The organism is Pseudooceanicola sp. LIPI14-2-Ac024, assembly GCF_042188925.1.
Classification (GTDB): Bacteria; Pseudomonadota; Alphaproteobacteria; order Rhodobacterales; family Rhodobacteraceae; genus Pseudooceanicola.
Genome location: NZ_CP170102.1, coordinates 3,662,543 through 3,686,253, shown reverse-complemented (window position 1 = coordinate 3,686,253; position 23,711 = coordinate 3,662,543). Strand labels below are relative to the sequence as shown.

Annotated in this window: 15 protein-coding genes, 2 pseudogenes and 1 riboswitch; of the genes and pseudogenes, 10 read left to right on the top strand and 7 right to left on the bottom strand. The window is 69.2% G+C overall.

Going from position 1 to position 23,711, the window contains the following annotated elements:
* Positions 1-17 precede the first annotated feature (17 nt).
* On the top strand, positions 18-1,193 hold the full coding sequence (locus ACE2AC_RS18110; RefSeq protein ID WP_375688917.1) for an HPP family protein: 1,176 nt from the start codon (positions 18-20) through the stop codon (positions 1,191-1,193).
* Between the two features lie 160 nt (positions 1,194-1,353).
* Here ACE2AC_RS18110 and smc read toward each other — a convergent pair whose 3' ends face one another.
* Positions 1,354-4,809, bottom strand: coding sequence for a chromosome segregation protein SMC (gene smc / locus ACE2AC_RS18105; protein WP_375688915.1), 3,456 nt, complete (start codon positions 4,807-4,809; stop codon positions 1,354-1,356).
* Between the two features lie 317 nt (positions 4,810-5,126).
* Positions 5,127-5,345, top strand: a riboswitch (cobalamin riboswitch).
* A 32-nt stretch (positions 5,346-5,377) separates the two neighbouring features.
* Here smc and ACE2AC_RS18100 point away from each other — a divergent pair.
* The 6 genes and pseudogenes from ACE2AC_RS18100 (at position 5,378) to cobN (ending at position 12,158) form a co-directional block, all read left to right on the top strand.
* Positions 5,378-5,560 carry a CbtB domain-containing protein gene (locus ACE2AC_RS18100; RefSeq protein ID WP_375688913.1) on the top strand — a complete coding sequence of 61 codons (183 nt, stop codon included), beginning with the start codon at positions 5,378-5,380 and terminating at the stop codon, positions 5,558-5,560.
* Positions 5,561-5,576: 16 nt separating this feature from the next.
* A pseudogene (locus ACE2AC_RS18095) lies at positions 5,577-6,276 on the top strand (CbtA family protein).
* Positions 6,273-6,764 carry a hypothetical protein gene (locus ACE2AC_RS18090; protein ID WP_375688911.1) on the top strand — a complete coding sequence of 164 codons (492 nt, stop codon included), beginning with the start codon at positions 6,273-6,275 and terminating at the stop codon, positions 6,762-6,764. The pseudogene ACE2AC_RS18095 and the gene ACE2AC_RS18090 overlap by 4 nt, the downstream one beginning before the upstream one ends.
* A 23-nt stretch (positions 6,765-6,787) precedes the next feature.
* On the top strand, positions 6,788-7,858 hold the full coding sequence (cobW, locus tag ACE2AC_RS18085) for a cobalamin biosynthesis protein CobW (protein ID WP_375688909.1): 1,071 nt from the start codon (positions 6,788-6,790) through the stop codon (positions 7,856-7,858).
* A complete protein-coding gene (locus tag ACE2AC_RS18080; RefSeq protein WP_375688907.1) occupies positions 7,855-8,322 on the top strand; it encodes a GNAT family N-acetyltransferase in 468 nt (155 codons plus the stop codon). The genes cobW and ACE2AC_RS18080 overlap by 4 nt, the downstream gene beginning before the upstream one ends.
* A 109-nt stretch (positions 8,323-8,431) precedes the next feature.
* Positions 8,432-12,158, top strand: a pseudogene (gene cobN, locus ACE2AC_RS18075) (cobaltochelatase subunit CobN).
* A 3-nt stretch (positions 12,159-12,161) separates the two neighbouring features.
* Here the strand turns inward: cobN and metH are convergent.
* Positions 12,162-15,878, bottom strand: a complete 3,717-nt coding sequence (gene metH / locus ACE2AC_RS18070; RefSeq protein WP_375692134.1) for a methionine synthase — start codon at positions 15,876-15,878, stop codon at positions 12,162-12,164.
* A gap of 201 nt (positions 15,879-16,079) precedes the next feature.
* Between metH and ACE2AC_RS18065 the strand changes: the two genes are divergently transcribed.
* Positions 16,080-16,559, top strand: a complete 480-nt coding sequence (locus ACE2AC_RS18065; RefSeq protein ID WP_375688905.1) for a GNAT family N-acetyltransferase — start codon at positions 16,080-16,082, stop codon at positions 16,557-16,559.
* A 9-nt stretch (positions 16,560-16,568) separates the two neighbouring features.
* Here the strand turns inward: ACE2AC_RS18065 and ACE2AC_RS18060 are convergent, their stop codons facing one another.
* The 3 genes from ACE2AC_RS18060 to ACE2AC_RS18050 form a co-directional block, all read right to left on the bottom strand.
* Positions 16,569-17,018, bottom strand: a complete 450-nt coding sequence (locus tag ACE2AC_RS18060) for a YaiI/YqxD family protein (RefSeq protein WP_375688903.1) — start codon at positions 17,016-17,018, stop codon at positions 16,569-16,571.
* Positions 17,015-17,845, bottom strand: a complete 831-nt coding sequence (gene fghA / locus ACE2AC_RS18055; protein WP_375688901.1) for an S-formylglutathione hydrolase — start codon at positions 17,843-17,845, stop codon at positions 17,015-17,017. The genes ACE2AC_RS18060 and fghA overlap by 4 nt, the downstream gene beginning before the upstream one ends.
* Positions 17,846-17,968: 123 nt before the next feature.
* Entirely contained in the window at positions 17,969-18,658 is a 690-nt protein-coding gene (locus ACE2AC_RS18050; protein WP_375688899.1) for a nitroreductase family protein, read from the bottom strand.
* Between the two features lie 231 nt (positions 18,659-18,889).
* Between ACE2AC_RS18050 and ACE2AC_RS18045 the strand changes: the two genes are divergently transcribed.
* Positions 18,890-19,210, top strand: a complete 321-nt coding sequence (locus tag ACE2AC_RS18045) for a hypothetical protein (RefSeq protein ID WP_375688897.1) — start codon at positions 18,890-18,892, stop codon at positions 19,208-19,210.
* A gap of 187 nt (positions 19,211-19,397) precedes the next feature.
* Entirely contained in the window at positions 19,398-20,306 is a 909-nt protein-coding gene (locus ACE2AC_RS18040) for a cation diffusion facilitator family transporter (protein WP_375688895.1), read from the top strand.
* Between the two features lie 28 nt (positions 20,307-20,334).
* On the opposite strand, the gene ACE2AC_RS18035 is transcribed toward ACE2AC_RS18040, so the two are convergent.
* Both ACE2AC_RS18035 and pnp read right to left on the bottom strand, forming a co-directional pair.
* Positions 20,335-21,324 carry an SGNH/GDSL hydrolase family protein gene (locus tag ACE2AC_RS18035; protein ID WP_375688893.1) on the bottom strand — a complete coding sequence of 330 codons (990 nt, stop codon included), beginning with the start codon at positions 21,322-21,324 and terminating at the stop codon, positions 20,335-20,337.
* A gap of 173 nt (positions 21,325-21,497) precedes the next feature.
* A complete protein-coding gene (pnp, locus tag ACE2AC_RS18030; protein WP_375688892.1) occupies positions 21,498-23,630 on the bottom strand; it encodes a polyribonucleotide nucleotidyltransferase in 2,133 nt (710 codons plus the stop codon).
* Between the last annotated feature and the right edge of the window lie 81 nt (positions 23,631-23,711).

Here is a 23,711-nt window from a genome sequence, read left to right as displayed (position 1 = left end):
ACAGGAGGAGGCGCACCATGACCACATCACCCCGGGGCGGCCTGCCCAGGGCGCTCCGCCCCTTCGGCCCGGCCATCGCCCACGCCCCCGCGTCCGAGGCGCTGCGCGCGGGCCTCGGCGCCGGCCTCGGCCTGCTGGTCGCCGGTCTCTTCGTTCTGTCGCCGCAGGCCGACCTGCGCCTCGGCCTCTACCTCGTCGCGCCCTTCGGCGCGTCCTCCGTCCTGCTCTTCGCGGTGCCGAACAGCCCGCTGGCACAGCCCTGGTCGGCGGTGGTCGGCAACACTTCGGCGGCGCTGGTCGGGGTCGCCGTGACCCTCGCGGTGCCCGACCCGGCACTTAGGATCGCGCTGGCCGTCGGCCTCGCCATCGCCGTGATGATCCTGCTGCGCGCGGTCCATCCGCCAGCGGGGGCCGTGGCGATGACCGCCGCCATGTCGCCCGGCGCGGTGCAGGACCTGGGCTTTGCCTTCGCCCTCGCCCCCATCGCCGCCGGCACGGTGCTGCTGGTCCTCTTGGCGATGGCCTATGCCCGGCTTACCGGCCGCCACTATCCGCTGCGCCAGTACGACGCCGCGGGCCCGCAGGGCAGCCTGGACCCCACCCCGGCCGACCGTCTGGGCCTCGACGAGGGCGATCTGGTCGAGATCCTCGAAGGCTACCGGCAGTCCCTCAACCTCGGGGTCGAGGACCTCGCCCGCCTGATCGGCGCGGCCGAGATGCGCGCCGCCGGACGCCGCACCGGGGCCCTTACGGCCGAGGGGATCATGTCCCGCACCCTCGTCTGCGTCGATCCCGACACGCCCCTCGAAGAGGTCGCCGACCTCTTCCGCCGGCACGGATTTACCGCGCTCCCGGTGGTGCAGACCGGCGACCGCTACCTCGGGCTGATCTTCCAGATCCACCTGATCCGCCGCGCGCGCGAAGATGCCTTCCGGCTCGACCGCGGCTTCGGCGCGGCGATGGCGCGGCTGGTGGCGCGGCGCGATCAGCCGGTGCGTGCCTCCGACATCATGGCGGTGGCCACGCCGCGCGCCACGCCCGCGACGCCGGTCGCCGCCCTGCTGCCGCTGCTGGCCGGAGAGATCGACGCCGTCCCGGTCCTCGACCGCGGCCGCATCCGGGGCATCGTCACCCAGACCGACATGATCGCCGCCCTCGCCCGGCAGAGCCTTGCCGCGCCCGATCAGTCCTGACCCCCGCCGCGCGGCGGGTTAACCCGGCCCGTGGCGGGAAAAATACCGACGCGATACCGACGTGATACCGACGCGATACCGACACGGCGTTTTCCCGCAAATCCCGGGACTTAACCCTCGATTCGCGGTGTCTTTGGGATTTTCCGTTAACCTTCGCCCGTCAGGCGACCAGCGCCTCGGCCTTCTTGAGGTCGACCGACACCAGCTGGCTGACGCCCTGCTCCTGCATCGTGACGCCGAACAGCCGGTCCATCCGGGCCATCGTCACCGCGTGGTGGGTGATGACGAGGAACCGGGTGTCGGTGCGGCGGCACATCTCGTCCAGCATGTCGCAGAACCGGGTCACGTTGGCATCGTCGAGCGGCGCGTCGACCTCGTCCAGCACGCAGATCGGCGCCGGGTTGGCGAGGAAGACGGCAAAGATCAGCGCCAGCGCGGTCAGCGTCTGTTCACCGCCCGACAGCAGCGACAGCGTCGCCAGCTTCTTGCCCGGCGGCTGGCACATGATCTCGAGCCCCGCCTCCAGCGGGTCGTCGCTTTCGACCAGCACGAGGTTCGCCTCGCCCCCGCCGAAGAGGTGGGTGAAGAGCGTGGTGAAGTTCGCATTGACCTGCTCAAAGGCGGTCAGCAGCCGTTCCCGCCCCTCGCGGTTCAGCGACGCGATCCCGTTCCTGAGGGTCGCGATCGCCTCTTCCAGGTCAGCCTTCTCGCGGATCAACTGTTCGTGCTCGCCCGCGACTTCCTTCATGTCCTCCTCGGCGCGCAGGTTCACCGCGCCCAGGGCATCCCGCTGTCTTTTCAAGCGGTTGACGTCGTTCTCGATGGCCTCGGACGCCGGCATCGCCTCCGGGTCCACGTCGAGGCTCTCCAGCAGCTGCTTGGGCGTCAGCTCCATGTCCTCGGCGATCCGCTCGGCCGCTGCGCTCACCGCCTCGGCGCCCGCCTCGGCCCGCGCCTCGGCCGCCGCCCGCACCTCGCGCGCCTCGGACGCCCGGCGTTCCGCGTCGCGCTCGTTGGCCACGGTTTCCCGCGCCGCCGTCTCGGCCTCGGCCAGTGCATCGGCCGCCGTCCGGCGCCGCGCCTCGGCCTCCTCGATGCCAGCTGTCAACTTTTCCCGTTCGGCGGCCAGCCCCTCGGGCACGCTCTCGGCCTCGATCAACTCGGCTTCCGAGGCTTCGCGCCGGTCCTGCAACTCGCCCACGCGGTTGCCCGCGCTTTCCAGACGGGCGGTCCAGGTGCCCAGTTCGCGCTGCACCTCGGCCAGCCGCTTGACCCGCGCCTCGCCCTCGCGGCGCATCTCGTCGGCGGCGGCGCGGCGGGCCATCATCGCCATCCGCGCGCCCTCGACGGTGATCTTGATCTGCTCGACCGCGGAGCGCGCGGCGTCCAGATCGCCCAGCTCCGACATGGATTTCTCGGCCTCGGCCAACTGCTTGCGCGCGGCCATGGCGTCTTCTTCATGCCGCGTCACCGACAGGCCCAGGCTTTCCAGCCGGCTCTCGGCCATGTTGCGGTCGGCCTCCGCCCGGCTCAACGCCCGCGCCGCCTCGGTCATCAGCCGGTCGGCATCGCGCCGCGCCTGGCGCGCCATCTTGTCGGCCTCGGCCAGGTCCGCCAGCCGTTTCGCCAGGTGCTCATGTGCCGCCCGCGCGCCCTCGGACCGGTTGGTCGCGCGCTCCAGTTCCTGCTTCAGCTCCTCCAGCCGGTTCAGCTGCTGGAGCCGCAGCGCGGCGGCAGAGGGCGCATCCTCGGCCCAGGCGCGGAACCCGTCCCAGCGCCAGAGATCGCCCTCGACCGTCACCAGCCGCTGCCCCGGTTTCAGCTGCGCCTGCAGACGCCCGCCATCGTCCGCGTCGACCACGCCGATCTGGCTGATCCGGCGCTGCAACACCTCGGGAACATTGACGTAATTCGCCAGACCCACGACACCCGCGGGCAGTTCCTGCCCCGCGCCATAGCCCGGCAGCGTGGTCCAGCCCGACGGCCCGTCGGCATCCACGACCGGCGCGCGCAGGTCGTCCGCCAGCGCCGCGCCCAGCGCCTTTTCATAGCCCGGCTTGACCTTCACAAGGTCCATCACCTGCCCGCCCTCGGCGGTGTCGCGTTCGACCAGCTTGGCCAGCGCCGTGACCTCGGCCCGCAGCGCGTTGACCTCGCCATCCGCGGCCGAGCGTTCGGCGCGGGCATCCGCCTCGCGCGACTGGGTCTCGGCCCGCGCGGCCTCGGCATCGACCAGGGTTTCCTCTGCCCGCTCGGCGGTCGCCTGGGCGATCTCCTCCTCGGCCCGGGCCTTTTCCATCGCCGCGTCCGAGGTCGCCAGCACCTTGCGCGCCTCGGCCACCGCCGCGCGCGCCTTCTCGGCCTCGCCCTCGGACCGGGCCAGCGTCTTGCGGCTGTCTTCCAGGAACCGTTGCGCCGACTGGTGCCGGGCCGAAAGCCGCGCCACGTCCTCGGTCAGTTCGGCCAGTTCCTCTTCGCGCTCGCGCAGCACCGCCGCCGCTTCGCGCGCCGCCTCAGCCGCCTCTTCCAGCGCGGCCTCGTGGCCCTCGCCGGCCTCGGCCAGCGCCTCGCGTTCCTCTTCCAGCCGCGCGATCGTCTCGCCCGCGTCGCGGTTCAGCCCCGCCTCGCGCTCCATGTCCCGCAGAAGCTGGGCGATCCGGCCCTTCAGCGTCTCGATATGCGCCATGGCGCGCTGCTCGCGCTCGGCCAGCGCGTCGCGTTCCACAGTCAGCCGCTGCAGGATGGCCGAGGCGATGGCCTCTTCCTCGCGCTTCGGCGGCAGCGCCTCGTCGGCGGCCTCGCGCGCCTTGGCGGCGGCCCGCGCCGCGACCTCGGCCTGCGCCGCCGTGCTGGTGCGCTCGCGCAGGGTGGCCACCGCCGCCGTCCGCGCCTCGTCCGCCTCGCGCCAGCGGCGATAAAGCAGCATGCCCTCGGCCTGCCGCAGCTCGGTTCCGATGGCGCGGTACCGCGCCGCCTGCCGGGCCTGCCGCTCGAGCGTCGCCAGCTGGTTGGCGAGGTTCTCGACCACGTCGTCGACGCGGGTCAGGTTCTGTTCGGCCCCGTTCAGTTTCAGCTCGGCCTCGTGCCGCCGGGCATAAAGGCCCGAGATCCCCGCCGCTTCCTCGAGGATGCGGCGGCGGTTCTTCGGCTTGGCGTTGATCAGCTCGGAGATCTGGCCCTGCCGCACCAGCGCGGGCGAATGCGCCCCGGTCGAGGCGTCGGCGAACAGCATCTGCACGTCGCGCGCCCGGGTGTCCTTGCCGTTGGCCTTGTAGGCAGAGCCGACGTCGCGGGTGATCCGGCGGATGATCTCGATATGGTCGTGTTCGTTGAAGCCGGCGGGCGCCAGCCGTTCGCCGTTGTCGATATGCAGCGACACCTCGGCAAAGTTGCGCGCGGGCCGCGAGGCCGCGCCGGCAAAGATCACGTCCTCCATCCCGCCGCCGCGCATCGCGGTCGGACGGTTCTCGCCCATCACCCAGCGGAGCGCCTCCAGCAGGTTCGACTTGCCGCAGCCGTTCGGGCCCACGACCCCGGTCAGCCCGTCCTGGATCATCAGGTCGGTCGGATCGACGAAGCTCTTGAAGCCGGTCAGTCTGAGTTTGGAAAACCGCAAATGCTCTGCCTCGGGGTGATTCCCGTTATCCGGACAGGGTGGCGGGTCCGGCCGGTGCGAGTCAATCAGAGCCTGACTGCATGTTGGCAGGGATCGGCGGTTATCCACAAGATATGGCGTGATTGGTGGGGGAAACGGGGCGGTGCGTGGCAAGCACGCACCCTACGCAGTGGTTGGCGCGGGGGCGGAGGCGAGGGGTCACGGGGGCGCTGCCCCCGTCGGGCCGGCGGCCCGACTCCCCCGGGATATTGGGGACCAGGGGAAGCAGGCGGGACGACAGGGGCGCCGATTGGCCTTGACGTGACCCGGGGGAATTGCGCAGAAACGTGGGATACGGTTCCCCGAAAAGGGCGCAGGAGCGCCCGGGGATAATCGGGAATGCGGAACGGACGACCCAGCCAGGGGTCCGCAGCCGCAGCCGCCCCCGCGACTGTGACGCGGCGAGCGCGCCTTCTTCAAGCCACTGGGAAACCGGGAAGGCGAAGGTGCGCAACGACCCGCAAGCCAGGAGACCGGCCGTTGCAACGTAACCCAAGATGCCGTCGGGGATGACGGCAAGGAGTGACAGATGAACGCATCGACCAAGGCCACCGCCGCCCCGCAGGCCGCATCCGCCTCGACCACCACCGGCATCGTGCTGGCGGCGCTGATCGGCGTCGGGATCGTGATCTTCGCCGGCCACTTGCAGGCCTCGACCCTGCATGACGCGGCCCACGACGTCCGCCATGCCACCGGCTTCCCCTGCCACTGAGGCCCCGGGACACGCCATGTTCAGACAGATCGTGACCAGCGCGCTGTTCGCTGGTTTTTGCGCGGGGCTCGCGGCCGCCGCGCTGCAGCTCATGTTCGTGCAGCCTGTGCTGCTGCACGCGGAACTCTACGAGGGCGGAGACCTTGCCCATTTCGGGGCGGGCGCGGTCAGCGCCCATCCCGACCTGCCCGGCATCGACGTGGTGCGTGACGGGCTGTCGGTGCTGTTCACCGCGTTGATCTACACCGGTTACGCCCTGATCATGGTCGCGCTGATGGCGTTGGCCGAGCAGCGCGGGGCCCGGATCGACGGGCGCACAGGGGTGCTCTGGGGGCTGGCGGGCTTTGCCTGCGTCCACTTCGCCCCGGCCTTCGGCCTGCCGCCCGAGGTGCCCGGCGTCGCCGCCGCCGACCTCGTGTCGCGGCAGATTCTGGTGGGCGGCCACGGTGATCTCGACCGCCGTCGCGCTCTGGGGCTTTGCCTTCGGCCGTGGCTGGCTGGTCAAGGTGGCCGCCGCGATCCTGATCCTGGCCCCGCACGTGGTCGGCGCGCCGCATCCCGACAGCTTCACCGGACCGGTGCCGCCGGAACTGGCCGCGCTCTTCGCCGCCCGCGCGCTTGGCGTGGGCCTTGTCGCCTGGGTGCTGCTTGGTTGGCTGGCCGGATACTTCTGGCAGCGCGAGGCGGCCCAGCAGCGGCAGGAGGCCGCGGCGTGAAGAACACGCTCTTCATGCTGGTGATCGGGCTCTTCTTCGGCACCGGCTTCGGGTTCCTGCTGGCGCAGGTTCCCGGGGCCGAGGTCGAGGGCCACGACCACGCCAGCCACGGCGTCGCGCATGACACGCACGATGCCGAGATGGCCGGGCACGATCATTCCCGGCTGGTCGAGGCGGGCACCCCCGCCCCGACCGTCGCCTTCACCGCCCTGCCCGAGGGCAACGGCGGGTTGAACCTGAAGATCGAGACCGAGAACTTCGACTTCGCCCCCGAGCGGGTGAACACGCCCAACACCGCCGGCGAGGGCCACGCCCATGTCTACGTCGACGGGGTCAAGGTGATGCGCGCCTATGCCCCCTGGGTGAACATCGCCGGCATCCACCCCGGCGATGTCGAGATCCGCGTCACGCTCAACGCCAACAGCCACGAACAACTCGCCCATGACGGCACCCCCATCGAGGCGGTGCAGGTTGTCACGGTCGACTGACCCCGCGCGCCCCGGAGATCCCCATGCAGACGAAAACCCCCGCCACGATCATCACCGGCTTCCTCGGCGCCGGAAAGACCACCCTCATCCGCCACATGCTGACCCATGCCGAGGGCAAGCGCATCGCGCTGATCATCAACGAGTTCGGCGATCTCGGCGTCGACGGAGAGCTGCTCAAGGGCTGCAACGACGCGACCTGCGGCGAGGATGACATCCTCGAGCTCTCGAACGGCTGCATCTGCTGCACCGTGGCCGAGGATTTCGTGCCGACGATGGAAAAGCTGCTCGACCGGCCCGACCGGCCCGACCACATCGTGATCGAGACCTCGGGCCTCGCCCTGCCGCAGCCACTGATCCGCGCCTTCAACTGGCCCGGCATCTCGACCCGGGTGACCGTCGACGGTGTCGTCACCGTGGTCGACGGCCCGGCGCTCCGCGACGGCCGGTTTGCCCATGACGAGGGCGCGGTGGACGCGATCCGCGCCGCCGACGAGAGCATCGACCACGAGACCCCGCTCAGCGAGCTCTTCGAGGACCAGCTGACCTGTGCCGACATGGTGGTGATGAACAAGTCCGACCTGCTGAGCGCGGACGAGGCGGCGGCGATCCTGTCGGAGCTGAAATCCGGCATCCGCGACGGCGTGCGCATCGTGCCGTCGTCGATGGGCGCGCTGCCGGTCGAGGTGCTGCTGGGGATGAACTCTGCCGCCGAAGGCGACACCGCGGCGCGGCACGAGATCCATCACCACCACCATCACGACGATGACGAGGACGGTGATCACGACCACGATCATCACCACGACCACGGCCATGACGAGTTCGAGACCTTCGTCGTCACCCGTGGCGAGGTCACCGACGCCACCGCCTTCGCCGAACAGGTGGCCGAGGTCATCCGCGCCCACGACATCCTGCGCCTCAAGGGGTTCGCGGCCGTCGCGGGCAAGCCGATGCGCCTGACGCTGCAGGCCGTCGGGCCGCGCGTCGACACCTATTTCGACCGCCCGTTCGGCGCCGACGCGCGCGCCACCCGGCTGGTGGTCATCGGCCAGGCCGGGCTGGACCAAGCGGCGATCGAACAGGCGCTCTCGGCATGATCCAGATCCTCCCCGCATCCCCGCTCGACCCCGACTGCCTGCGGCTGCTGCAGATGAGCCATGCCCTGATGGGCGATCTCTTCCCGGCCGAGAGCAACCACATGCTCGATCCCGCGGCGCTGACAGGCGACGACATCCGCTTCTTCGCCGCCCGCCGCGACGGCGCGGTGGTGGGCTGCGCCGCGCTCGCGCTCCGGGACGGCTACGGCGAGATCAAGTCGATGTTCGTCGACCCCGCCGCCCGCGGCACCGGCGCCGCCGCCGCCCTTATGCGGATGCTCGAGGACACCGCGCGGGAAGAGGGGCTGCCGGTGGTGCGGCTGGAGACCGGTGACACGCTGACCGCCGCCCGCCGCCTCTACGCCAGCCACGGTTTCGCCGAGCGCGGGCCCTTCGGCGACTATGCCGAGGACCCGCTGAGCGTCTTCATGGAGAAACGGTTGGAGCCCATGGGGTCGGACTGACGCCGCCCACGACCGTTCTGGCGCTCCGGGGCCGCCACCCGGCTTCATCTTGCCAGATAAACTCCCGCCGGAGGCTCCCGCACTTACCACCAGCCCCTAGGCCTGCCCGATGCATCTCCTCGCCGCCACGCCCGGATCCCATGACGACGGACAGGAGCCGGTCGACCTGAACCAGACCCCGGCGGACCTCGTGGTGATCTCGGCCGCCGACACCGAACTCGCGGCCCTGTCCGAGGCCCGCGCGGCCCTGCCGGGCGCCCCCTCGCTCCGCCTTGCCAACCTCACCCACCTGCGCCACCCGATGTCGGTCGACCTGCACCTCGACCAATGTGCGGAAGGCTCCCGCCTCGTGATCGCGCGCATCCTCGGCGGCATTGGCTACTGGCGCTACGGGGTGGAGCAATATGCCGCCCGCCTGCACGCGAGGGGCGTCCCGCTGGCGCTCTTGCCCGGCGACGACAAGCCCGACGCCGAGCTGCGCGCCCTCTCCACCGTCTCGGACAGCGACTATGACCGCCTCTGGTCCTACCTGGTCGAGGGCGGGCCCGAGAACGCCACCAACCTCCTGCGCCACGCCGCCCACATGCTGGACGGCACCGAGGCGCCGCCCGCCCCGAAACCGCTTCTGCGCGCCGGCCTCTACTGGCCGGGCGACAGCGCCCCGACGCTCGACACCCTCCGCGCGATCTGGCCCGAAGGTGCCCCCGTCGTGCCGGTGATCTTCTACCGCGCGCTGGTTCAGGGCGCGGGGCTGAACCCCATCAACCGCCTGACCAAGGCACTCTTGCGCGCGGGCCTCGCCCCGATGCCGGTCTTCGTGGCCTCCCTGAAGGATCCGGTCTCCACCGCCACGCTCGAACATCTCTTCACCGCCGCGCCGCCCTCGGCCATCCTGAACGCCACCGCCTTCGCGACCGGCTCGCCACATGGCGACGGGGCCGAGAACCCGCTCGCCGCCCCCTCTGCCAACGGCGCGCCCACCTTCCAGGTCGTCCTCTCCGGCGGGTCCGAGGAGGCCTGGGAGCAGGGCCTTTCCGGCCTCTCCGCCCGCGACATCGCGATGAACGTGGCCCTTCCCGAAGTCGACGGCCGCATCCTCTCCCGCGCGATCAGCTTCAAGGACGAGGCGTATTTCGACGCGGCCACCCAGTGCCCGATCGCCACCTACCGCGCGCGCGGCGACCGGATCACCTTCGTGGCCGAGCTGACCCGCCGCTGGTGCACCCTGCGCCACGCGGCCCCTGCGAACCGCAAGGTCGCCCTCGTCCTCGCCAACTACCCCAACAAGGACGGCCGCCTCGCCAATGGCGTCGGCCTCGACACCCCCGCCGCCACGGTCGAGGCGCTGCGCCTGCTGGCCGCCGAGGGCTACGCCGTCGCGGACGCTCCCGCCGACAGCGATGCCCTGATGCAGGCGGTCCTCGCAGGCCCGACCAACTGGCTCACCGACCGGGCCGAGCGTGCGGGCGGCGTGGCCCTGCCACTCTCGACCTACCGCCGCCACTTCGACGCCCTGCCCTGGGCGGTGAAGCAGCGGATCACCGACCGCTGGGGCCAGCCCGAGGCCGATCCCTTCATCTTGCCTGAAAAACTCCCCCGGAGGGCCGCTCTCCGTCCGGCGCCGCCGCCGCGGAGCCGTGCTTCAAGCTTTCCATCCTCACCTACGGCAATGTCATCGTCGGCCTGCAGCCCGCCCGCGGCTACAACATCGACCCGACCGAGACCTACCATTCCCCCGACCTCGTCCCGCCGCACAACTACCTCGCCTTCTACATCTGGCTGCGCGAGGTCTTCGGCGCCGACGCGGTGGTGCACATGGGCAAGCATGGCAACCTCGAATGGCTGCCCGGCAAGGCGCTGGCGCTGTCCGAGACCTGCCTGCCCGAGGCGGTCCTCGGCCCGATGCCGCATGTCTACCCGTTCATCGTGAACGACCCCGGCGAGGGCACGCAGGCCAAGCGCCGGGCGCAGGCGGTGATCGTCGATCACCTGACCCCGCCGCTGACAAGGGCCGAAAGCTACGGCCCGATGCGCGACCTCGAGGCGTTGGTGGACGAATATTACGAGGCCGCCGGTGTCGATCCCCGCCGGATCGAGGTGCTGCGGAAAGAGATCCTCTCGCTCACCACCGCCACCGGCCTCGACCGCGACGCGGGGCTCACGGGGGAGGACAGCGACACCGACCTCGCGAAACTCGACGCCTATCTCTGCGAACTGAAGGAGGCGCAGATCCGTGACGGGCTGCATGTCTTCGGCCAGTCGCCCGAGGGCCGGCTGCGGCGCGACCTGCTGATCGCGCTGACCCGCATACCGCGCGGCGCGGGCGCGGGCGGCGACGCCTCCCTTCCCCGCGCGCTGGCGGCCGATCTCGGGCTGGGTTTCGACCCGCTCGACTGCGACATGGCGGCGGCCTGGGAAGGGCCTAGACCGGAGGTTCTGGCCGGGGTCTCGGCGGACAGCTGGCGGACCCACGGCGACACCGTCGAACGGCTGGAACTGCTGGCGGCCGCGCTGCTTGACACAGAGGTCGCGGCCCCCGGCCCCGCCTTCGCCGCCGTCCTCGACACCATCGCCACCACCGTCGCCCCGGCCCTCGACGGCTGCGGCCCCTCCGAGGGCGCGGGCCTGCTCACCGCCCTTGCGGGCCGCTTCGTCCCCCCGCACCCTCCGGCGCGCCGACGCGGGGACGGCTCGACACCCTGCCCACGGGGCGCAACTTCTTCTCGGTCGACAGCCGCGCGGTGCCGACCCCGACCGCCTGGGCGCTCGGCTGGAAATCGGCCAACCTGCTGATCGAAAAGCACCTTCAGACCCATGGCGACTGGCCGCGCGCGCTGCTGCTGACCGCCTGGGGCACCGCCAACATGCGCACCGGCGGCGACGACATCGCCCAGGCCCTCGCCCTGATGGGGGTGAAGCCGCAGTGGGACAGCGCCAACCGCCGCGTCACCGGGTTCGAGATCCTGCCGCTCTCGATCCTCGACCGCCCGCGCGTCGACGTGACGCTCCGCATCTCGGGCTTCTTCCGCGACGCCTTCCCGCAGCTGATCGCCCTCGTGGATCGCGCCGCCCGCGCGGTGCAGGCGCTGGACGAACCGGACGACATGAACCCCGCCGCCGCCCGTGCGCGGGCGGGCGAGGCGCAATCCCGCGTCTACGGCTCGAAACCCGGGGCCTATGGCGCGGGCCTGCAGGCAATGATCGACGAACGGCTATGGGCGGAAAAGGCCGACCTCGGCGCCGCCTACCTCGAATGGGGCTCCTACGCCTATGCGGCGGAGGCCGAGGGCGCGGCCGACCGCCAGGGCTTCGAGACCCGGCTGAAACAGGCCGAGGCGATCGTCCAGAACCAGGACAACCGCGAACACGACCTGCTCGACAGCGACGATTACTACCAGTTTGAAGGCGGCGCGGCGGCGGCGGTCCACAGCCTTCAGGGCCGCGACGTGCCGATCTACCACAACGACCATTCCCGTCCGGAACGGCCCGTCATCCGCACGCTCGACGAAGAGATCGGGCGCGTCGTCCGCTCCCGCGTGGTGAACCCGAAATGGATCGCGGGCGTGAAGCGCCACGGCTACAAGGGTGCGTTCGAGATCGCGGCGACGGTCGATTACCTCTTCGCCTTCGCCGCCACGACGGGCGCGGTGCAGAACCACCATTTCGACCTGGTCGAGGACGCCTTCCTGAACGACGAGGACACCCGCACCTTCATCGGGGATCACAACCCCGCGGCCCTGCGCGAGATCGCGGAGCGCCTGCAGGAGGCGATCGACCGGGGCCTCTGGCAGCCCCGGTCCAATTCCGCGCGCGCGCGGATCGGCGCGCTGCTTTAGGGCCTACTCGGCGGCGACCTGCGACGCGCCGCCGGGGACGTAGTTGAGGATCGGGCCCAGCCAGCGCTCGACCTCCTCGATCTCCATCCCCTTGCGAGCGGCGTAATCCTCGACCTGGTCCCGCTCCACCTTGGCGACGCCGAAGTAATAGCTGTCCGGGTGCCCGATATAGAGGCCCGAGACCGAGCTGCCGGGCCACATGGCAAAGCTCTCGGTCAATTCCACCCCGGTCTCGGCGGTCGCGTCGAGCAGGCGGAACAGCGTCGTCTTTTCCGTGTGGTCGGGCTGTGCCGGATAGCCCGGGGCGGGCCGGATGCCGTCGTAGTTTTCGGCGATCAGGTCCTCGGGGCTGGCGTTCTCGTCCGGGGCATAGCCCCAGAGCTCCCGGCGGACGCGCTCGTGCATCCGTTCGGCCAGCGCCTCGGCAAAGCGGTCGGCCAGCGCCTTGACCAGGATCGAGGAATAATCGTCGTTTTTCTGTTCGAAGGCCTCGGCGATGGCGATCTCCTCGACCCCCGCCGTCACCACGAAGCCACCGACGTAATCCGCGACCCCCACGGGCGCCACGAAATCGCTGAGCGCCACGTTCGGACGATCGCCGCGCTTCGAGGTCTGCTGGCGGAGCGTGAAGAAGGTGTCGAGCACCTCCTGCCGGTCCTCGCCGGTGAACAGCCGGATGTCGTCGCCAACCGCGTTCGCGGGCCAGAACCCGGCCACGGCGCGGGGACGGAACCATTTCTCGTCGATGATCCGCTTCAGCATCGCCTGCGCGTCGGCAAAGAGCGCGCGCGCCGCCTCGCCCTGCTTCTCGTCGTCGAGGATCTTGGGGTAGACGCCCCGCATCTCCCAGGTCTGGAAGAACGGCGTCCAGTCGATGTAGCGGGCCAGCTCGGCCAGGTCCCAGTCCTCGAAGGTCCGCGCACCGAGGAAACTGGGCGCGGCCACCCGGTAGCCCGAGAAGTCGATCCTGAGCGCATTGTCCCGCGCCGCCTGCAACGGCAGCCGCTGCTTGGCGAGTTCCGCGCGCGCGTGCTTGTTCGCGACGTCGGCATATTCCTCCTGCACCCGCGCCACGTAATCGGACTTCTGGCTCTGCGACAGGAGCGAGGACACCACCCCGACCGCGCGGCTGGCGTCGGTGACGTGGATCGCCTGCCCCCGGTCGTAGCGCGGATGGATCTTGACCGCCGTGTGCACCCGGCTGGTCGTCGCCCCGCCGATCAGCAGCGGCACGTCAAAGCCCTCGCGCTCCATCTCGGCGGCGACATGCACCATCTCGTCCAGCGAGGGGGTGATCAGGCCGGACAGGCCGATGACGTCGACGTTTTTCTCCTTGGCCACGGCGAGGATCTTCTCGGCCGGGACCATGACGCCCAGGTCGATGATCTCATAGTTGTTGCAGGCCAGGACGACGCCGACGATGTTCTTGCCGATGTCGTGCACGTCCCCCTTCACGGTCGCCATCAGGACGGTGCCGGCACTGTTGCGCCCCTCGCCGCCGGTCAGGCGCTTTTCCTCTTCCATGTAGGGCAGCAGCACGGCGACGGCCTGCTTCATCACGCGGGCGGATTTCACCACCTGCGGCAGGAACATCTTGCCCGCACCAAAGAGGTCGCCGACCACGTTCATCCCGGCCATCAGCGGCCCCTCGATCACGTGGAGCGGTCGTTCGGCCTGCTGGCGCGCCTCTTCGGTATCGGCATCGATGAATTCGGTGATGCCGTTGACCAGCGCGTGTTCCAGCCGCTTCTCGACCGGCAGCTCGCGCCAGGACATGTCCTTTTCGCGCCCCTTGCCGCCGCCCTGCCCGCGGTAGGTTTCGGCGATCTCGAGCAGGTTCTCGGTCGCGTTGCCGCCGTTCGCGGGCGCGCGGTTCAGCACCACGTCCTCGCAGGCCTCGCGCAGCGCCGCGTCGATCTGGTCGTAGACCGCCAGCTGCCCCGCGTTCACGATCCCCATGTCCATGCCCTGCTGGATCGCGTGGTAAAGGAACACTGCGTGCATCGCCTCGCGCACCGGCTCGTTGCCGCGGAAGCTGAACGACAGGTTCGACACGCCGCCCGAGATATGGACATGCGGGCAGGTCTCGGTGATCCGGCGCGTCGCTTCGATGAAGTCGACGCCGTAGTTGTCGTGTTCCTCGATCCCGGTCGCCACGGCAAAGACGTTGGGGTCAAAGATGATGTCCTCGGGCGGGAAGCCGACCTCCTCGGTCAGGATCCGATAGGCACGCTGGCAGATCGCGACCTTGCGATCCTCGGTATCGGCCTGCCCGGTCTCGTCGAAGGCCATGACCACCACGGCTGCGCCATAGGCCCGGCAGAGCCGCGCCTGGTGGAGGAACGCCTCCTCCCCCTCCTTGAGCGAGATCGAGTTCACGATCGACTTGCCCTGCACGCATTTCAGCCCGGCCTCGATCACCTCCCACTTGGAGCTGTCGATCATGATCGGCACCCGCGCGATGTCGGGCTCGGCGGCGATCAGGTTCAGGAACTCGATCATCGCCTGTTTGGAATCGATCAGCCCCTCGTCCATGTTGATGTCGATCACCTGGGCGCCGTTCTCGACCTGGTTCAGCGCGACCTCGAGCGCGGCGGTGTAGTCGGCATTGGTGATCAGCTTGCGGAACCGGGCCGAGCCGGTGACGTTCGTCCGCTCGCCCACGTTCACGAAGGGGATGTCGCTCGTCAGGGTAAACGGCTCCAGCCCCGACAGCCGCATCAGCGGCGCCTTCTTCGGCACCACTCGGGGGGCGTGGCCCTTGACCACCTCGGCGATCGCCCGGATGTGGTCATAGGTCGATCCGCAGCACCCGCCGACAACGTTCAGCAGCCCCTCCCTGGCAAAGCCCGCGATCTGGGCCGCCATCTGCTCCGGGGTCTCGTCGTATTCGCCCATCTCGTTCGGAAGGCCGGCGTTCGGATAGGCGCAGACCATCGTGTCGGCCGCCCCCGACAGCTCGGCCAGGTGGGCGCGCATCGCATTGGCACCAAGCGCGCAGTTCAGCCCGACGGTCAGCGGCCTCGCATGGCTGATCGAATGCCAGAAGGCGGTCGGCGTCTGGCCCGACAGCGTGCGCCCCGAGAGGTCGGTGATCGTGCCCGAGATCATCACCGGCAGGCGGGTGCCGGTCTCCGCGAACACCTCTTCGCAGGCAAAGATCGCGGCCTTGGCGTTCAGGGTGTCAAAGATCGTCTCGATCAGCAGGATGTCGGCGCCGCCCTCGATCAGCCCGCGGGCCTGCTGGGCATAGGCCTCGCGCAGCTGGTCGAAGCTCACCGCGCGGTAGCCGGGGTTGTTCACGTCCGGGCTGATCGAGGCGGTCCGGTTCGTCGGCCCGAGCGCGCCCGCGACATAGCGGCGGCGGCCATCCTCGGCCTCGGCCCGGTCCATCGCCTTGCGCGCCAGCCGCGCGCCCTCGATGTTCAGGTCGTCGACCGCCGCCTCCATCGCGTAATCGGCCTGCGCGATGGTGGTCGAGGAAAAGGTGTTGGTCTCGACGATGTCCGCGCCCGCCATGGCATAGCGGTAATGGATATCCTCGATCACGTCCGGACGGGTCAGGTTCAGAAGGTCGTTGTTGCCCTTCTGCGGCTTGTCGTTCTCGTAGCGCGCGTGACCGGCATGATCCGGGGCAAGATGGAAATCGGCCTCGTCGAGGCCCAGCAACTGGATCTGGGTGCCCATGGCGCCGTCGAGGATCAGGATGCGCTCGGCCATGGCGCGTTCCAGTTCGGCAAAGACAGGGGACGGGACGATCTTGCGGGTCACGATGGGGCATATCCTTCGGCAGCGGTTGAGCCGAAGGCTCTATCCCATCCGCCTACATAAGCCCAATTCATATTCAACAAGCTCATTATGAGGGTCGTTCATGTCAGCACCCTCTTCCGCCCCCGCCGCGGCGGGCGTAATCTCGGCCCCATGCAGCCCGTCCGCCTCACCCCAGATGACGACATGGTGTCGGTCCACGGCCTCCTGACCGGGGCCTTCGCCTACATGGAGGACCGGATCGATCCGCCCTCCTCGCTGACCCGGATGACGCCCGCGACCTTCGCGGACGAGGCCCGCAGCAAGGAGCTCTGGGTGCTCAACGATCCCGCGCCGGTGGCCTGCATGGTCCTCGCCCCGCAACACGATCACCTCTACCTCGGCAAGCTCGCCGTGGCCGAAAGCCACCGGGGCCGGGGCCTCGCCCGGCTGATGCTCGATTTCGCGGTGGAGCGGGCCCGCGCCCTCGGCCTGCCGCGGGTGGTGCTGCAGACCCGGGTGGAACTGACCGAGAACCAGGCCACCTTCACCCGGCTCGGCTTTTCCGAAACCGGGCGCACGGCGCACGCGGGCTATGACCGCCCGACCTCGATCACCTATGCCCGCGACGTGCCCCCGCCGGCCGCCGCCTGAACCGCGCCGCTATCGCCCGGCCGCCCGGATCTCGCGCTCCAGCGCGTCGAGGAACCGCGACCGGTCCGCTTTCGAGAACGCTTTGCCGCCGCCCTGCCGGAACGGGTCCGCCGCGCGCAGGTCGGTCATCAGGTCGCGCACCGCCAGCGCCTGGCCCACGTTGCGGGCATCGAGCGCCTCGCCATTGGGCTTCAGGACGCGCGCCCCCGCCTCGACACAGCGCGCCGCCAGCGGGATGTCCTGCGTCACCACCACGTCGCCCGGCCCGGCCCGCTCGGCGATCCACATGTCGGCGGCATCGGGCCCCTCGGGCACCACCACGATCTCGACCAGCGGGTTCTGCGACGGACGGATGCCGCCGTTCGACACCAGGAGCATCCGCACCCGGTGGCGGGTGGCGACCCGCTCGGCCTCGGCCTTCACCGGGCAGGCGTCGGCATCGATGTAGAGGACCGTCACGCGTAGAGCGCCTCGGCATGGAAGGCGACGTGATCCTCCATGAAGGACGACACGAAGAAGTAGCTGTGGTCATAGCCCTTCTGCATCCGGAACGTGCCTTCCTGCCGCCGCGCCGCGGCCGCCTGGAACAGCGTCTCGGGCCGCAGGAGGTCCAGGAACTGGTCCGCCGCGCCCTGGTCCACCAGCACCGGCCCGGGGAACCCGCGCTCGGCCATCAGCAGGCTCGCGTCATGTGGCGCCCACTTGGCTTCGTCCGACCCGAGGTAGCCCGCCAGCTGCTTGCGGCCCCAGTCCGCGCCCGTGGGGTTGCAGATCGGCGCGAAGGCCGAGAAAGAGCGATAACGTTCCGGATAGGTCATCGCCAGCGTCAGCGCGCCGTGCCCGCCCATCGAATGGCCGGTGATCGCCTGCCGCTCCATGTCGACCGCGAACTCGCGGGCCAGCAGGTCGGGCAGGTCCTCGGCCACGTAGTCCCACATCCGGAAATGAGGCGCCCAGGGGGCCTCGGTCGCGTTCACGTAGAACCCCGCGCCCTGGCCCATGTCAAAGCTCTCGTCGTCGGCCACTCCTTCGCCCCGGGGTGAGGTGTCGGGGAACACCAACGCGATCCCCTGCTCGGCCGCCCAGCCCTGCGCCCCCGCCTTCACCATGGCGTTCTCATGCGTGCAGGTCAGACCCGAGAGGTACCACAGCAGCGGCACCGGACCGTCCCGCGCCTCTTCCGGCAGGAACAGGCCAAAGGTCATCTCGCATCCCGTCGCCGCGCTCTGGTGGGCATAGACCCCCTGCACGCCTCCGAAACACCGGTTCTCGGACACTGTCTTCATCGCACTTGCCTCTCGTCTCTCCGACGGACCGCGCCGCCCGCTTCCTCTGGTCCCATATCCTCGGGGGAGGCGCGGCCAAGGGCCGCGTCGGGGGGCAGACAGCCCCCCGCCCCCGCTGCCGCGTCACCGGACGGTCAGGATCTCGTCCAGCGGCTTCTTCATCTTGGCCACCGCCGGCACCGTCGCATGCGCGGCCGGATGCCCCACGGCGAGGATCATCACCGGCTTCTCGCTCTCGGGCCGGTCGCAGAGTTCGTTCAGGAACCGCATCGGGTTCGGCGTGTGGGTCAGGGCCGACAGCCCCGCGTTGTGCAGCGCCGCGATCAGGAAGCCTGTGGCGATGCCGACGCTTTCGGGCACGTAGTAGTTCTTGTACCGGGTGCCCTCCCGGGTCACGCCGTAGCGCTGCGCGAAGATCACGATCAGCCACGGCGCCTCTTCGAGGTGCGGCTTCGACACGCCGGTGCCGATCGGCTCCAGCGCCTTCAGCCACTCGTCGCCGGCGCCACCGGCATAGAACTTCTCCTCCTCGGCCTCGGCGGCGCGGCGGATCTCGGCCTTCATCGCGGGATCGGCGATCGCCACGAAATGCCAGGGCTGGTGGTTCGCGCCCGAAGGCGCGCGGCCCGCCGTCTCGACGCATTTCGCGATCACCGCGCCGTCGACCGGCCGGTCGGAATAGTCGCGCACCGTGTGACGCGTCTTCATCAGGTCAAAGAAGTCCTGCGCCGCCTGCGCCATCTCGGCGTCCGACAGCTCGCGCCTGTCGGGCAGCGGCTGCGGTTCGTAACTGATCTGGCCCTCGTGATACATGGCTGGCTCCTCCCTCTGCGCAGCATCCCCGCCTGCCCCGCCACGTCAAGGCGGACGCGCCGACGCGGCGCGACCCGGACCGTTCCGCGGGCCGGGGCAGACGACACATTCATGTCTTTGCGATGCGCCGCCCACAAGGCCGATTGACCAAAGGTCAGGGCGGCTCTAGCTGACTCTCTCGCGGCGGGCGGCACGGGCCGGACGCGCCGCGGCATTCTTCAGGACAGACCCATGCGTCAGATCACCCTTGTCGCCGCGACGGCGATCCTTCTGGGCAGCCCCTTCGCCGCCCAGGCAGCCACCGGCTTTGCCTGCACCTTCCAGGGCGGAGAGCCCGGCCAGCCCGACACCGAGGGCAACGTCGGCCCGTTCCAGACCAACGGGACCGAGTACAAGGCCGAGGCCACCACCATCCGCGATGCCGCCCGCGAGGCACGGCTGAGCTGCGCGGGTGCCGAATCCCTCGGGGCCCAGGGCTGCTTCTTTGCCGGCTGTGCCGACCTCGCCGCGGCCGATGGCGCCGCGGGCGGAACGCAACCGGCCAAGAACTGATCACGACCCGCCGGGCCTCCGGCCCTGACGCCCGGCGGGAACGCTTTGGTATCGCTTGCAATTTCGGGGCTGTCCCGCGCCCGGCCAAGATGCGATTGCGAGTGATTTTCATAAGCAATGACAATGGCTTGCGCGACGGCGACCAGAGACCTATCTAGGCCCTCCCGCTGCAACCCCGGGCCGTGCCATGTCGAACACCCTCAAGATCGCGATCGGATCGCTTTTCGTCGGCTGCCTCGTGCTGGCGCTCAAGGCGTGGTCTTGGTGGATCACCGGCTCGGTCGCGCTGCTGTCGGATGCCCTGGAAAGCACCGTCAACGTGGCCACCGCGATTGCCGCGCTGGTCGCGATCCGGGTGGCCGAGCGGCCGGCCGATGACACCCACAACTACGGCCACCACAAGGCCGAGTTCTTCAGTGCGGTTCTCGAAGGCGTGTTGATCGTCGTGGCGGCGATACTGATACTGCGCGAGGCTTGGTCCGGGTTCCAGGATCCACGTCCGATCCTTGCCCCCGGGCCCGGCCTGGCGCTGAACCTGCTGGCCACCGCGATCAACGGCTGGTGGTGCTGGGTTCTCATCACCTCTGGGCGGCGCGAACGGTCCCCGGCGCTGGTGGCCGACGGCAAGCACCTGCTGGCGGATGTCGTCACCTCGGGCGGGGTCGCCTTCGGCATCGTGCTGGCCCTGGCGACCGGCTGGTGGATCCTCGACCCCGCGATGGCGGCGCTGGTCGCGGTGAACATCCTGTGGTCCGGCATCCGGGTGATCCGGGAGTCCCTGAGTGGCCTGATGGACGAGGCGGTGCCGGAAAAGACGCTGGCCAGGGTGCGCGACGTGATCGCGGCCGAGGGTCACGGCGCGGTCGAGGCGCATGACCTGCGCACCCGCCACGCCGGCAAGGCGACCTTCATCGATTTCCATCTCGTCGTGCCGGGCACCACCAGCGTCTTCGAGGCGCACGAGATCTGCGACCGGATCGAGGCGGCGCTGCACGCGGCCATTCCGGGATCGCGCATCGCCATCCATGTCGAGCCCGAACACAAGGCCAAGCCCGCCGAGGCGATCCTGGTCGAGGGAGACCCCGGCCAGGCCTGAGGCGGGGCGTCACCGCCCCGCCCGCGTGTCACGCCCGGCGGCGGCGCGCGATGCCAAGCGCGCCGAGACCGGCCAGCAGCAGCACACCGCCCGCCGGCAGGGGCACCGGCGACAGGTCGGCCTGCACCGTGGCGGTGATCTCCTTGGCCCATTCGGTGTGGATCGGCGTTGTCGGATGCACCGGATCGGCCAGCGGGTAGGCATTTGCCAGCGTCAAGTCGAAGATCGGTCCCGACGGGCCGATCCCGACGAAGGTACAGTTCCGCGTCAGGTCGAGCGAGAAGAACGAGGGCGCGCAATAGCCCTCCTCGGTGATGCCATAGGCTTCGGGGTCCGCATCGATCCGGTCCGAGGCGGCGTCGAGGTCGGCCACGAAGATGTTCAGGCCGTCCGCCTCAAGATCGGCCAGCCGGCTGAGCAGGTAGTCGTTGTAGGCGATGCGCAGCGCGCCGTAGACCGGGCTGTCGGTGCCCGGGGTGAGCGGGATGATGAAATCGTCGAACGGCCCCGCCGCCGCGATCTCGTAGACCGCGGTGATCACGTGCTCGACGGTTTCGGTGACGTCGAAGAGCGGGTCGAGCGCGTTCTGGAAGATGTCGTTCGACCCCATCAGGATCGAGACGAGCGGGTTGGACCCGGCCGCGCCCAGGTCAAGCTCGGACATGAAGAGATCGACCTGGTCCCCGAGGGTCGCGTACTTGTTCAGGTCCTCGAACGGCGGCACGTTGGATGTTCCGTAGGGCGCGTTGGTGTTCACCGGGCCGGCCGTCGCGCCGCCGAGGGCGTAGTTCTCGCTGACCGCGAAATCCTCGGCGATCATCTCGGCATAGGTCGGGCCGTTGGTGAAACGCCCGCCGAAGCTGGGCGGCAGCAGCGCCCCGAACTTGCCGTCGTCCGTCAGGCTGTCCCCGAAGGCATAGAAACTGGTGAAGATGTCCGACAGCGGCGACGCCTGCACCGGTACGGACACGATGGTTGCGGCGGCCGTCACTACGGCCGCGCCAAGTGTTCTTTGCATGAGCTCCTCCCAAAGCGGTAATGCAATCGATTGCGTGAACAATGCATCAATCTATCTCAGATTGACCCAAAGTCACCATCCGATGCGAAATAATGTTTCGCACCCGCCGAAATGCAAAAGGCCCCGGAGCATCGCTGCTCCGGGGCCATTCAAGTCCTGGTCGGAGGTGGGGATTACTCCTCCACTTCCTCCTTCTCGACTTCCTTGCCGGTCTCCTGGTCGACGACCTTCATCGACAGGCGGACCTTGCCGCGATCGTCGAAGCCCAGCAGCTTGACCCACACTTCCTGGCCTTCCTTCAGGACGTCCGAAGGATGGTTCAGGCGGCGGTTCTCGATCTGGGAGACGTGCACCAAGCCGTCGCGCTTGCCGAAGAAGTTCACGAAGGCGCCGAAGTCGACGATCTTCACGACCTTGCCCTTATAGACATGGCCTTCTTCCGGCTCTGCGACGATCGAGTAGATCATGTCGTAGGCCTTCTGGATCGCTTCGCCGTTCGGGCTGGCGATCTTGATGGTGCCTTCGTCGTTGATGTCGACCTTGGCGCCCGACACTTCGACGATCTCGCGGATCACCTTGCCGCCCGAGCCGATCACTTCACGGATCTTGTCGGTCGGGATCTGCATGGTCTCGATACGCGGCGCATGGACCGAGAAGTCGCCGGCGCCGCTGAGCGCCTTGTTCATCTCGCCCAGGATGTGCATCCGGCCTTCCTTGGCCTGCGCCAGGGCCTTCTCCATGATCTCGGGGGTGATCCCGGCCACCTTGATGTCCATCTGGAGCGAGGTGATGCCGTTCTCGGTGCCCGCGACCTTGAAGTCCATGTCGCCGAGGTGATCCTCGTCGCCGAGGATGTCGGTCAGGATGGCGTAGGAGCCGTCATCTTCCAGCACCAGGCCCATGGCCACGCCGGCCACGGCCGATTTCAGCGGAACGCCCGCATCCATCATCGACAGCGAGCCGCCGCAGACGGAAGCCATCGAGGACGAGCCGTTGGATTCGGTGATCTCGGACACGACGCGGATCGTGTAGGGGAAGTCGGTCGCGGCAGGCAGGACGGCCTGAAGGGCGCGCCATGCCAGCTTGCCGTGGCCGATCTCACGACGACCGGGCGAACCCACGCGGCCCACTTCACCGACCGAGTACGGCGGGAAGTTGTAGTGCAGCAGGAAGTTCGACTTGTAGGTGCCGTTCAGGGCGTCGATCATCTGCTCGTCGTCGCCGGTGCCGAGCGTGGTGACCACGAGGCCCTGCGTCTCGCCACGGGTGAAGAGCGCCGAACCGTGCGTCCGCGGCAGAAGGCCGGTTTCGCAGACGATCGGGCGGACCTGGTCGGTGGCGCGGCCGTCGATGCGGCGGCCGTTCTTCACGACGTCGCCACGCAGGACCGAGCTTTCCAGCTTCTTCAGAGCCGAACCGAGGTTCGCGTCGTCCAGCTGCTCTTCGGTAAGCGCAGCCTTGATCGCGTCCTTTGCGGCGGAAACGGCCGAAACGCGTTCCTGCTTGTCGGTGATCGCGTAGGCGGCGCGCATCTTGTCTTCACCGGCGGCTTTGACGGCCCCGTAGAGGTCCGAGTAATCCGGCGGGGTGAAGTCGAAGGGCTCTTTCGCGCAGTCCTCGGCGAGCGAGACGATCAGGTCGACGACCGGCTTGATCTGCTCGTGCGCGAAGGTCACGGCGCCCAGCATCTCGGCCTCGGTCAGCTCGTAGGCTTCGGATTCGACCATCATCACGGCATCGCGGGTGCCCGCGACCACGAGGTCGAGCCGCTGCTCGGGGTTCTCGCGCAGCTTGTGCATGTCCTCGACATCGGGGTTCAGCACGTATTCGCCATCGACATAGCCGACGCGGCAGCCCGCGATCGGGCCCATGAACGGCGCGCCCGAGATGGTCAGCGCGGCCGAGGCGGCGATCATGGCGACGACGTCGGGGTCGTTGACCAGATCGTGGCTCAGCACAGTGCACATCACGAGGACTTCGTTCTTGAAGCCGGGGACGAACAGCGGGCGGATCGGGCGGTCGATCAGGCGCGCGGTCAGCGTTTCCTTCTCGGTCGGCCGTGCCTCGCGCTTGAAGAAGCCGCCGGGGACTTTACCGGCAGCGTAGTATTTTTCCTGGTAGTGGACCGTCAGCGGGAAGAAGTCCTGACCCGGCTTCGGTTCCTTGGCGAAGGTCACGTTCGCCATGACGCTGGTTTCCCCCAGCGTGGCGATGACGGTGCCGTCTGCCTGGCGGGCAATCTTGCCCGTTTCCAGAGTGAGGGTTTCGTTGCCCCACTCCATCGATTTCGTCGTTACGTTGAACATCTAGCGTATCCTGTAGGGGAGCACTCCCGGGCCCTCCCGGGTCTCCCATTTGCATGGCGGCCGCATTGCCGCCGCCCCCAA